This is a genomic window from Streptomyces triticirhizae, from assembly GCF_003696235.1.
In the GTDB taxonomy this organism is placed as follows: domain Bacteria; phylum Actinomycetota; class Actinomycetes; order Streptomycetales; family Streptomycetaceae; genus Streptomyces; species Streptomyces triticirhizae.
This window is the reverse complement of sequence record NZ_RFFJ01000191.1, coordinates 1-11,221: the sequence shown is the minus strand read 5'-3', so window position 1 is coordinate 11,221 and position 11,221 is coordinate 1. Positions and strand designations below refer to the sequence as shown.

Sequence of the window (11,221 nt, the reverse complement as noted above, 5' to 3'; positions counted from 1 at the left end):
CCGGGGGCGCCCGGCGGCAGCGGGGTGTCGAGGCTGGTGGGCGTGCGCCACCAGCCCCCGGCCGCCCGGGTGGTCCGCGACCACAGCCCGCCGCGCGGCCGCCGCCCGCCGTCGCCGGAACCCGGCTCGGTGAACGGCTCCTCCTCGTCCAACTCGGCGGCGAGGTTGAGCAGTCGCTCAGAGGTGCGGGCGATCGCCGTGAGCACCGAGTCGGGCAGCCAGGAGTCGGCCGTGGTGTCCAGCCGCCGGGCCCAGGCGTGCGCCTCGGCCGCGCCGGGCCGATCCTCCGGCCGCTCCGCCTGGCAGGCCGATATCAGCCGGGCCAACTCGGGATGCAGCCCCTCAAGCCGCAACGCCACGCCGGGGCGCGGGTCCTGGCCGGTGGCGGCGAAGTACAGCAGCAGCCCGTAGCTGTACAGGTCGCTGGCCGGGGTCACCCGCTGGCCGGCCCACTGCTCCGGCGACATGTAGCCGACGGTGCCCAGCCGGGCGCCCGTCACCGTGAGGCCCTGGGTGGCGGAGGCGCGGGCGATGCCGAAGTCGATCAGCCGGGGCCCGGAAGCGGACAGCAGCAGGTTGGGCGGCTTGATGTCCCGGTGGACCAGGCCCTGTTGGTGGATCTCCTCCAGGGTCCCGGCGAGGTCGGCCGCCAGCCGCCAGACACTGCTCATCGGCAGCGGCCCGTGCTCGTCCACGGCGGCGGCCAGCGAGGGGCCGGGTATGTAGTCCGAGGCGTACCAGGGGAGTTCGGCGTCGGGGTCGGCGTCGACCACCGGAACCGTGCCGGGCCCGGCGACCTGCCGCGCGGCCCGCACCTCCCGGGCGAACCTGGCCCGGAAGCCCGGGTCGGCGGCCTCCGCGCGGCTGACCACCTTGACCGCGACCGAACGGCCGCTCCGGCTCCTGGCGAGGAAGACCTCGCCCATCCCGCCGGCGCCCAGCCGCCCGATGACGCGATACCTCCCGATCCGACGCGGATCGTCGGCCCTCAGCTCACGCATCGTCCACCCCGGCTCTGTCCGTGCCCCGTCCACGCCCACCGCTCACCCGGCAGCCATGTGCCGTCCAACTCCCGTGGACGGCAGGGCAATACTGCCGTCAGCCGTCCACCAACTCCACCTGCATCTCGATCTCCACCGGCGCGTCCAGCGGCAGCACCGCGACCCCGACCGCGCTGCGCGCGTGCCGGCCCCGCTCGCCGAAGACCTCGCCCAGCAACTCGCTGGCGCCGTTGACCACCTGGGGCTGGCCGGTGAACCCGGGCGCCGAGGCGACGAAGCCCAGCACCTTGACCACCCTGGCCACCCGGTCCAGGTCCCCGGCCACCGACTTCACGGCCGCCAGCGCGTTCAGCGCGCAGACCCGCGCCATGTCCCGCGCCTGCTCCTGCGTGACCTCGGCGCCGACCTTGCCGGCCACCGGCAGCTCCCCAGCGACCAGCGGCACCTGACCCGAGGTGTACACATAGGCCCCGCTGACCACGGCCGGCACATAGGCGGCCACCGGCGGCACGACCGGCGGCAACGCCAGCCCGAGCCCCGCCAGCCGCTCCTCCACTCCGCTCACCGCGCTCACCCCTGGGGCTTCTCGCGCTTGAAGTAAGCCACCAGCTGCTCCGCGTTCGGTCCAGGAACGACCTGCACCAACTCCCAGCCGTCCTCGCCCCAGTTGTCCAGGATCTGCTTGGTGGCGTGCACCAGGAGCGGCACCGTCGCGTATTCCCACTTCTTCATGGCGGCCACTCTAGTCACCGCCACTGACAGCGACACCACCACGCACAGTGACGGCCACCCGGCCCACGCCACCGGCGGCGCCGGCGGCCGGCGGGCCCTGGCGAAACGGCCGCCGACGCCGTTCCCTTAGGCTCGCCAGCGTGACCCCAGAACGCAGACTGCACGTGGTCTCCGGCAAGGGCGGCACCGGGAAGACGACCGTCGCGGCCGCGCTGGCCCTGGCGTTGGCCGAGGAGGGGCGGCGGACCCTGCTCGTCGAGGTCGAGGGGCGGCAGGGCATCGCCCAGCTCTTCGAGACCGAGGCGCTGCCGTACGAGGAGCGCAGGATCGCGATCGGGCCCGGCGGCGGCGAGGTGTTCGCGCTGGCCGTCGACGCCGAGAAGGCGCTCCTCGACTACCTCCAGATGTTCTACAAGCTCGGCGGCGCCGGCCGGGCCCTGCGTCGGATCGGGGCCATCGACTTCGCCACCACCATCGCCCCCGGGCTGCGCGACGTGCTGCTGACCGGCAAGGTCTGCGAGGCCACCCGAAGGCGCGGCCCCGACGGGGAGTTCGTCTATGACGCGGTGGTGATGGACGCCCCGCCGACCGGCCGGATCACCCGCTTCCTCGGCGTCAACAGCGAGGTCGCCGGGCTGGCGAAGGTGGGCCCGATCCACCACCAGGCGCAGGCCGTGATGCGGGTGCTGAAGTCCGCCGAGACCGCCGTTCACCTGGTGACCCTGCTGGAGGAGATGCCGGTCCAGGAGACCTCGGACGGCGTCGCCGAGCTGCGCGCGGCCGAACTCCCGGTCGGCGCCGTGGTGGTGAACATGGTGCGGCCGCCCGTCGCCGAGGTCGCCGCCTCCGCGGCCGACCCGGCCGGGGTGGACCGGGAGCGGCTGGCGGGGGCGCTGCGTTCCGCCGGGCTGCCCGCCCCGGCGCGGCTGGTCGACCCGCTGCTCGCGCGCGGCGCCGAGCACGCCGAGCGGCAGTCCCTCGAAGCCGCCCAGCGCGCCGAGTTGACGGCGCTGGGCCTGCCGGTGCGGGAACTTCCGCTGCTCGCCGACGGCGCCGACCTGGCCGGCCTCTACCGCTTGGCGCGCCGCCTGAGGGAGCACCGGTGGTGAACCGGAACGCGTCGTACGAGGGCCCACACCGCGTGAGCCCGCACGACGAGGGAGAAGGGGAGGGCCAATGACCGAGCCCCGGGACCGGGAGTCCATCGTCGCCGAGGTGCCACCGCTGGCCCTCGACCCGCTCCTGGACGCGCCCGACACCCGCATCGTGGTCTGCTGCGGCTCAGGTGGCGTCGGCAAGACCACCACGGCCGCGGCGCTCGGCCTGCGCGCCGCCGAACGCGGGCGCCGCGTCGTCGTGTTGACGATCGACCCGGCCCGCAGGCTGGCCCAGTCGATGGGCCTGGCCGCGCTGGACAACGTTCCCCGCCGGGTCCCGGGCGTGAAGGACGGGGCCGGCGGCGAGCTGTTCGCGATGATGCTGGACATGAAGCGGACCTTCGACGAGACCGTCGAGGCGCACGCCGACCCCGAGCGCGCCCGCGCGATCCTGGAGAACCCCTTCTACCAGTCGCTCTCCACCGGCTTCGCCGGCACCCAGGAGTACATGGCGATGGAGAAGCTGGGCCAGCTCGCGGCGCGCGACGAGTGGGACCTGATCGTGGTCGACACCCCGCCCAGCCGCTCCGCGCTGGACTTCCTGGACGCGCCGCAGCGTCTCGGCTCGTTCCTCGACGGCCGGTTCATCCGGCTGCTGATGGGCCCGGCGAAGGCCGGCGGCCGGGCCGGGCGCAAGGTGATGGACCTGGGCCTGGCCGGGCTCTCCCGGTTCACCGGCACCATCGACCGGGTGGTGGGCGCCGGGCTGGTCCGCGACGTGCAGACCTTCGTCGCCGCGCTGGACACGATGTTCGGCGGCTTCCGCACCCGCGCCGACGCCACCTACCGGCTGCTCCAGGCGCCGGGCACCGCGTTCCTGGTGGTGGCGGCGCCCGAGCGGGACGCGCTGCGCGAGGCCGCCTACTTCGTGGAACGGCTGGCGGCCGACCGGATGCCGCTGGCCGGCCTGGTGCTCAACCGCGTCCACGCCTCCGGCGCCGCCGGGTTGAGCGCGGAACGGGCGCTGGCCGCCGCCGAGGCGCTGGAGAGCCGGGACGGAAAAAATCTTGCCCCGAGCGGCATGGCCGATGATCCGACCGGGCAGACAGAAACGGGGCGGACCACTCCCGCCCCCGACTCCGCGCGGGCCCGACCGCACGGCCGTCACTCTCCCGAAGCCCCCTCTCCCACGGGCTCCTCCCCGACGGCCGAGGCGCGCGACGACGCCACCGAGCGGCTCGCCGCCGCCCTGCTGCGCGTCCACGCCGAGCACATGCGCCAGTTGGCGCGCGAGAGCCGCACCCGGGCCCGCTTCACGGCGCTCCATCCCGAGGTGCCGGTGGCCGAGGTGGCCGCGCTCCCCGGCGATGTGCACGACCTGGAGGGACTGCGCGCCATCGGCGAGGCCCTGGGCCGGCCGGCGCGCCACGACGACGGACCGCTGTGAACCCTGTCACAACGGTCACCCCGGAACGGCCCCCCGAACCCACCTCGGAACGGCCCTCTCAACGGGCCCACGCGCCACGGCGGTTCCGGCCACGGCCTCGGCCGCGCCCGGCGGGTTCGGCCCCGCCCGGGCGTGCGTTCACGCATACGCCATCGGGCGGCTCGCGCCACGGCCATGACCACCACATGCCATCACCGTGTCGCCGCGAAGCGATCACAGGCAAACAATCCAGAAAAAGGTCGCGCGCCGACCGCTCGCTTTATCCCACCCCGGCCCACTCCTCGAAGGACGACCCGTCGAGGGGGTCCCGATAACGCCCGCCCTCGCCGAAGCGCAGACTCCGCTCGTATTCCGTGCGCGCCGTCTCCAGCAGCCTGCGCCAGGAGGTGACCGTCGGGCGCCGGCGCAGCAGCGCACGCCGCTCGCGCTCCGTCATCCCACCCCACACGCCGAACTCCACGCGGTTGTCCAGCGCGTCCGCCAGGCACTCGGTACGCACCGGGCAGCCGGTGCAGACAACCTTGGCGCGGTTCTGCGCCGCGCCCTGAACAAACAACTCATCCGGATCTGTCGCGCGACAGGCCGCCTGCGCGCTCCAGTCGGTAACCCAGCTCATGCCGGTGCCGTCCTCTCCCGAATCGAGGCTCCCCCACGGCGGCAAGTGGCATATTCGCCCTTGCCAGTTGAGGACGTTACGGAAGGCAGCCAGACCACAACACCCCCAGTGGGCCTAATCTTGAATGGCCCGATCGGACTATGGGAAGGGGGAAGTAACCCGACCGGGTGAGGGTTCGGCGACGCAGGCCAGAGCACCCGTGCGAGTTGTGGAGATGGGCGAGCGGCAGAGCACAGGCTCTTTGCGATCTCACCCCTTCGAGTGAGGCCGAACTTGACTCGTTGGGCTTTATGTGAATCGTCAGTAGCTTAGGCGAACACCCGGGGCCCTGTCCGGCGTTTGAGAACGTAGGCTGGTCCCCATGGGTAGGAAGCGTGCCGGTGGCGGCCTGAGCGCCGCTCAGCAGGTGGCCAAGTTCCTCGGTGTCAGCGTGCTCGCCGGCGCCGTGCTGGCGGGCATCGCCCTGCCGGCGGTCGGCGCCATCGGGCTGGCCGCGCGGGGCACGGCCGAGGGGTTCGACGAGATCCCCGCCATGATGAAGCGTCCCCCGTTGAGCCAGAAGACCACGATCCTGGACGCCGACGGCAACGTGATCGCCGACGTCTACTTCCGCGACCGCACCGTGGTGCCCCTGGACGAGATGTCCGAGCACGTGCGGAACGCGATCGTCGCCATCGAGGACGCCAGGTTCTACGAGCACGGCGCCGTCGACCTGCGCGGCATCCTCCGCGCGCTCAACCGGAACCTGGAGTCGGGCGGCGTCGCCGAGGGCGCCTCGACGCTCACCCAGCAGTACGTGAAGAACGTGTTCGTCGAGGCGGCGGGCGACGACGCGGAGGCGGTGGCCGAGGCCACCCAGCAGTCGGGCGCGGCGGGCCTGGGCCGCAAGATCCGCGAGATGAAGTACGCGATCCAGCTCGAACAGGAGCTGTCCAAGGACCAGATCCTGGAGAACTACCTCAACATCACGTACTTCGGCCAGCAGGCGTACGGCGTCGAGGCCGCCGCCCGGCGGTACTTCTCCAAGTCGGCGGCCGAGCTGACCATCCCCGAGGCCGCGCTCATCGCCGGCCTGGTGCAGTCACCGAGTCAGTACGACCCGGTCGAGAACGAACAGGCCGCGATCGACCGCCGTAACACCGTGATCAGCCGAATGCTCCAGGTCGGGGACATCGACGAGGCCGAGGCCGAGGAGGCCATGGCCGCCGACCTCGGGCTGAACATCAGCGAGCCCAGGAACGGCTGCATCACCGCCCCCAACGACGCGGCGTTCTTCTGCGAGTACGTCCAGCACGAGTTCCTGGCGAACCCGGTCTTCGGCGAGACCCGCGAGGAGCGCGCGGCCCAGTGGGCGCTCGGCGGCATGACCATCCAGACCACGCTCCGCCCCCAGGCCCAGGCCGCCGCCGCCCAGGCCGCGCGGGACGGCGCCAACCCGGACGAGCCGATCACGGCCGCCGTCGTCCAGGTCGAGCCGGGCACCGGGCACATCGTCTCCATGGCGCAGAGCCGGCCCTACGGCTACGGCGAGAACCAGACCTCGATCAACCTCAACGTCTCCAGCGGCATGGGCGGCACCACCTACGGCTTCCAGCCGGGCTCCACGTTCAAGCCGTTCACCGCCGCCGCCGCGCTGGAGCAGGGGATCTCGCCGGCCCAGACCTACGAGACCGAGTACGAGATCACCCTGCCGATGTCCGACTTCCGCAACTGCGAGAACCAGCCCCTGGGTTCGGCCGAGGAGCCGGAGTGGACGCTGACCAACGAGCGCGAGGACGAGGAGGGTGAGTGGGACATGACCGACGCGCTCGGTCAGTCCATCAACACCTACTTCGCCCACCTGGAGCGCCAGGCCGGGCTCTGCGAGACCATCACCATGGCGGGGAACCTGGGCGTGGAGCGCGGCAGCGACGAGCCGCTCGCGGCCAACCCCTCGGTGACCCTGGGCGGCCAGGAGACCACCCCGTTGATGATGGCCAGCGCCTACGCGGCCTTCGCCAACGAGGGCACCTACTGCGAGCCGGTCGCCATCACGGCGGTGACCAACGCGGACGGCGAGGAGCTGAGCGTGCCGCCGGCCGAGTGCGGCCAGGTGATGTCGGCGCGGACCGCCAGGACCATCAACATGATGCTGCGCGGCGTGATCGAGGACGGCACCGGCCAGGCCGTCGGCCTCACCGACCGCGACAACGCGGGCAAGACCGGCACCACCGACGAGCGGAAGAACGTCTGGTTCGTGGGGTACACCCCGCAGCTGTCCACGGCGGTGCGGGTCGGCGGCGACCAGAGCCTGCCCCCGATGGAGGACATCACCATCGGCGGCCGGTACTTCGAGCGCGCCAGCGGCGCCGGCGTGGCCGGACCGATCTGGCGGCAGGCGATGACGGGCGCGCTCCAGGGCGTTCCGGCGACCAACTTCACCCAGGTCGACGTCCCCAGGGCCGAGGACCAGCGCGACCGGGACCGCGACCGGGACCGGGATCGGGACCGAGGCCGGGACCGTGACCGGGACCGGGATCGCGACCGGGACGACGACGGCGGGGACTCCCCGCCCGACGACGGCAACCCGGGCTTTGACCCCGGCGACTGGGGCGACTGGGGCGACGTCGAACTCCCCGACCTGCCCCAGGACGGCAACGGCGGCCAACGGAACTGACGGCCCCCGCCACGCCGGCGCCGGCCGGGGACAGCGACGGCGAAGGGCGCCCCCGCCACACGGTGGGGGCGCCCTTCGCCGTCGTTCCGGCGCGCGGCGCCGTCGTTCCGGGTCCGGGGCGCGCGCCGTCGTTCCGGCGCGCGGCGTCAACCTCAGCCGGCCAGCGCCTTCTTGACGGCGGCGGCCACCCGGCCGCCCTCGGCCCGCCCGGCGACCTTCGGGTGCACGATCTTCATCACCGCGCCCATCGCCCTGGGCCCCTCGGCGCCCTGGCTCCGCGCCTCGGCCACCGCCTCGGCGACCAGGCCGGACAACTCCTCGTCCGTGAGCGGCTGGGGCAGATACTCGGCCAACACCGCGCCCTCGGCCCGTTCCCGCTCCGCGCTCTCCGCGCGGCCGCCCTTCTCGAACGCCTCGGCCGCCTCCCTGCGCTTCTTGGCCTCGCGCGCGAGCACCTTCTGGACCTCGTCGTCGGAGAGTTCGCGGGCGGCCTTGCCCGCCACCTCCTCGGTGGTGATCGCTGCCAGCGCCATCCGAAGGGTGGCGGACCGCAGCTCGTCGCGTTGCTTGATCGCTGCCGTCAGATCGCCCTGCAACCGGGACTTGAACGTGGTCATGCCGACCATTGTGACAGCCGGTGCCCCTGGGCCCCGTTGGCTCTGCGACCATGGGCCCCATGCGCGCGCGATATCGCATTCCCCTGAACGCCGCCCTCGCCGTCAGCGCCCTCGCCGCAGGCACCGTCGCCTACGCGGCGGGGTTCGAGGTCAGATCCTTCCGGCTGCGTCGGGTGACCGTTCCCGTGCTGCCGCCGGGGGCGCCGCCGCTGCGGGTGCTCCAGGTGTCGGACATCCACATGGTCTCGGGGCAGAACAAGAAGCGCCGCTGGCTCCAGTCCCTGGCCGGGCTCCGGCCCGACCTGGTGATCAACACGGGCGACAACCTCTCCGACCCCGAGGCCGTCCCCGAGGTGCTCGACGCGCTCGGGCCCCTGCTGGAGTTCCCGGGGGCGTACGTCTTCGGCTCCAACGACTACTACGCGCCCCGCCTGCGCAACCCCGCGCGCTACCTGGCGGAACGCTCCTCGGGCCGCCACGGCCTCAACGGGAACGCGCCGGCGCGCAACGTTCCCCGCAACCCGTGGTGGCTGCTGCGGGACACGTTCGACGAGGCGGGCTGGGTCAACCTCACCAACACCCGGGGCCAGCTCAAGGCCGCCGGCGCGGAGATCGCCCTCACCGGGCTCGACGACCCGCACATCAGGCGCGACCGCTATGAGGCCGTCGCCGGCGGGCCCGAGCCGGACGCCGACCTCTCGCTCGCCGTGGTGCACGCCCCCTACCTGCGCGTCCTCGACGCCTTCACCACCGACGGCTACCCGCTGATCCTCGCGGGCCACACCCACGGCGGGCAGCTCTGCGTCCCCTTCTACGGCGCGCTGGTCACCAACTGCGACCTGGACACCGACCGCGTCAAGGGCCTCTCCCACCACGAGGCGGCGGGCCGCCGCTCCTACCTCCACGTCTCGGCGGGCTGCGGCACCAACCGCTACACCCCCGTCCGCCTCGCCTGCCCCCCGGAGGCCACGCTGCTGACGCTGACCCCCACCACAACCTGATTTCGTGAACGCCCGCTGGTCAGCTAAAGTAGTCCACGCTCCACCGGGGTGTGGCGCAGCTTGGCAGCGCGCTTCGTTCGGGACGAAGAGGTCGTGGGTTCAAATCCCGCCACCCCGACGCAGGTCAGAGGGCCAATCGCATGATCGCGATTGGCCCTCTTTCATGCCCGGGGGGCCAAACAGGGGGGCAACCGTGCCGCGTCAGGCACAACTGTGCGGAATCGTCGAGTGGTTCGCCCGGCCCTCGTACTTCGGCGCCCCGTAGCTGTGGTCTGATGCTGCTGGTCGCGCCGGGCTGTCGGTCAGAGGGAGCCCAGGCGGGCGCGTTCCATGAGGTCGATGACGTAGTGGACCAGCGCGATCGGGGCGGTGGTGGCGGCGAAGATGCGGCGGTCGACGCCTCTCTCGGGGTCGAACCTTCCCGTGTAGATCAGCACCGGAGTGTGCACGTCATGGCGCTCCAGATCGCGCAGCATCCTGATGCCCGCCCGTGGATCGCCGTCCCGGTCGAGGTCGCTGATGATGATGTCGTACGCCCTGCGGCGGGCGTAGGGGACGGCCTCCTCCGTCGACAGCGCGAGATCGACGGTCATGCCGGCCGCGCGGAAGAAGTCGATCAGGGCCCGATTGCCCTCCGGATGGTCATCGACCCAGAGCAACCGGCCGCCCCTGAGGAATTCGGCCGCGTGTTCCAGTCTGCCGAGCGCCGTGCTGCGGTCGCTCGCCGAGATGGCGCTGTCGCTCTCGGTGACAGCGCGATCGAGAAGTTGGCTGGCGAGTTCGATCTCCACGCCCATCGCCCGGAACGCCGTCACCCGGGGGACCATCCGTTCGATGATCGTTCTTCGCAGGGTGAAGTACACGGTGGCCGCGAAGGCCACCCAGAGCACACCGGGAAGGGTGTCGAGAAGCTTGACCCAGATGGCTTCGGACATCCGTCGAATTATCCTCCTCGCGCACCTTACGGGGGGCAAAATCCCCTTGCTCGGGGCGAGTTGGCCGAAAGGCAGCGGTCGGGGAGCGAACGCACCCGGAGGCGCCGGCCGCGCCCGACGGTGGCGTCCGATGGGCGTCCCACCGGTTCGACGACCTGGCGCCGGTCGGCGACCCACCGGAGGTCGAACGATCCGTGTCGGCGCGTGGCAGCGTTCTGACCTGCACCGGAGCGGTTTCTTCGCGGCTTCGTGGCGGCGGCTTGTCGCCACATCTCGCGGTTGGGGGAGGGGCGTGCTACGGTGGACGAAGTTGCAGTTGTGGTTCCCAAGAATTTCAGGTGCTCTTCCCGACTTCGGTCGGTGGGCACCTTTTTTCATATCCGGTGTTTCCGGAGGGGAAAACACGCAGCGACCCCGGCCCGCAAGGTGCGGAATCGGGTTTGCCCCCTAAGGAGACGCAGGATGGCTTCAGGCACCGTTAAGTGGTTCAACGCCGAAAAGGGCTTCGGCTTCATCGAGCAGGAGGGCGGCGGCGCTGACGTGTTCGCCCACTACTCGAACATCTCGGCTTCCGGCTTCCGTGAGCTGCACGAGGGCCAGAAGGTGACCTTCGACGTGACCCAGGGCCAGAAGGGCCCGCAGGCGGAGAACATCGTTCCCGCCTGATCACGCCCCTGACGGCGTGACCGCAGGGCCCCGCATCCGTGTACTCGGATGCGGGGCCCTGCTTCGTTTGTCGGCTCGTTTGTTCTGCTCGTTCTGTCAGACCTCGCTCGTACCATGCCTCGCATGACCGTGGTCGAGGGTCCCGTCGGTGGGTGGGTGGAGCGGCGGGGTGGGGTGGTGGTGAAGACGCACGCGGTGGGCGTGGGGCTGGCGGGGTTGCGGGCGCGGCTGCGGGTGGTGCGGTCGGCGGCGCTGGACGGGCTGGTGGTGCGGCCGTTGGGCGGGGTCGAGGAGCGGCGTGGGCGGCTGGTGACGCGGTGGCCGCGCGGGGAGCCGGTCGATCCGGCGGCGCCGGAGCGGTATCCGTGGGGCGAGGCCGGCGCGCTGTTGCGGCGGCTGCACGCCGTTCCGCTGACCGCCCTGCCCGGGCCGCTGCCGGCGGCCGGCGGCCCG

The 11,221-nt window shown here is 72.1% G+C and carries 11 protein-coding genes, 1 tRNA gene and 1 pseudogene; 7 read left to right on the top strand and 6 right to left on the bottom strand.

Going from position 1 to position 11,221, the window contains the following annotated elements:
• The 3 genes from EBN88_RS24640 to EBN88_RS24630 all read right to left on the bottom strand — a co-directional run.
• Window positions 1-1,001 (bottom strand): serine/threonine-protein kinase (locus EBN88_RS24640; protein ID WP_147472830.1); only part of this gene is annotated, 1,001 nt, incomplete at its 3' end.
• A 97-nt stretch (window positions 1,002-1,098) separates the two neighbouring features.
• On the bottom strand, window positions 1,099-1,566 hold the full coding sequence (locus EBN88_RS24635; RefSeq protein ID WP_122399260.1) for a RidA family protein: 468 nt from the start codon (window positions 1,564-1,566) through the stop codon (window positions 1,099-1,101).
• A gap of 5 nt (window positions 1,567-1,571) precedes the next feature.
• On the bottom strand, window positions 1,572-1,733 hold the full coding sequence (locus tag EBN88_RS24630; RefSeq protein WP_122399259.1) for a DUF4177 domain-containing protein: 162 nt from the start codon (window positions 1,731-1,733) through the stop codon (window positions 1,572-1,574).
• Between the two features lie 140 nt (window positions 1,734-1,873).
• On the opposite strand from EBN88_RS24630, the gene EBN88_RS24625 reads away from it, so the two are divergent.
• Window positions 1,874-2,842, top strand: a complete 969-nt coding sequence (locus tag EBN88_RS24625; RefSeq protein ID WP_122399256.1) for an ArsA family ATPase — start codon at window positions 1,874-1,876, stop codon at window positions 2,840-2,842.
• A gap of 67 nt (window positions 2,843-2,909) precedes the next feature.
• Window positions 2,910-4,277, top strand: a complete 1,368-nt coding sequence (locus EBN88_RS24620) for an ArsA family ATPase (RefSeq protein ID WP_122399255.1) — start codon at window positions 2,910-2,912, stop codon at window positions 4,275-4,277.
• A 259-nt stretch (window positions 4,278-4,536) separates the two neighbouring features.
• On the opposite strand, the gene EBN88_RS24615 is transcribed toward EBN88_RS24620, so the two are convergent.
• Window positions 4,537-4,893 (bottom strand): WhiB family transcriptional regulator, encoded by a 357-nt coding sequence (locus EBN88_RS24615; RefSeq protein ID WP_122399254.1) that lies wholly within the window; start codon window positions 4,891-4,893, stop codon window positions 4,537-4,539.
• A 361-nt stretch (window positions 4,894-5,254) separates the two neighbouring features.
• Here EBN88_RS24615 and EBN88_RS24605 point away from each other — a divergent pair, with 361 nt between their 5' ends.
• The gene (locus EBN88_RS24605) at window positions 5,255-7,549 is read left to right on the top strand and encodes a transglycosylase domain-containing protein (RefSeq protein ID WP_122399253.1); all 2,295 of its coding nucleotides are present in this window, start codon (window positions 5,255-5,257) and stop codon (window positions 7,547-7,549) included.
• Window positions 7,550-7,701: 152 nt separating this feature from the next.
• Here EBN88_RS24605 and EBN88_RS24600 read toward each other — a convergent pair whose 3' ends face one another.
• Window positions 7,702-8,166, bottom strand: a complete 465-nt coding sequence (locus EBN88_RS24600) for a GatB/YqeY domain-containing protein (RefSeq protein WP_122399258.1) — start codon at window positions 8,164-8,166, stop codon at window positions 7,702-7,704.
• Between the two features lie 59 nt (window positions 8,167-8,225).
• Between EBN88_RS24600 and EBN88_RS24595 the strand changes: the two genes are divergently transcribed.
• Both EBN88_RS24595 and EBN88_RS24590 read left to right on the top strand, forming a co-directional pair.
• A complete protein-coding gene (locus EBN88_RS24595; protein WP_122399257.1) occupies window positions 8,226-9,167 on the top strand; it encodes a metallophosphoesterase in 942 nt (313 codons plus the stop codon).
• A 44-nt stretch (window positions 9,168-9,211) separates the two neighbouring features.
• Window positions 9,212-9,285: transfer RNA gene (locus tag EBN88_RS24590), tRNA-Pro, on the top strand.
• A 184-nt stretch (window positions 9,286-9,469) separates the two neighbouring features.
• On the opposite strand, the gene EBN88_RS24585 is transcribed toward EBN88_RS24590, so the two are convergent.
• Window positions 9,470-10,102, bottom strand: a complete 633-nt coding sequence (locus EBN88_RS24585; protein WP_122399252.1) for a response regulator — start codon at window positions 10,100-10,102, stop codon at window positions 9,470-9,472.
• 462 nt (window positions 10,103-10,564) lie between these two features.
• Here EBN88_RS24585 and EBN88_RS24580 point away from each other — a divergent pair, with 462 nt between their 5' ends.
• Window positions 10,565-10,768: a cold-shock protein gene (locus EBN88_RS24580; protein WP_122399251.1), complete on the top strand. Its 204-nt coding sequence runs from the start codon at window positions 10,565-10,567 to the stop codon at window positions 10,766-10,768.
• A 123-nt stretch (window positions 10,769-10,891) separates the two neighbouring features.
• A pseudogene (locus tag EBN88_RS24575) lies at window positions 10,892-11,221 on the top strand (hypothetical protein); the annotation flags it as partial.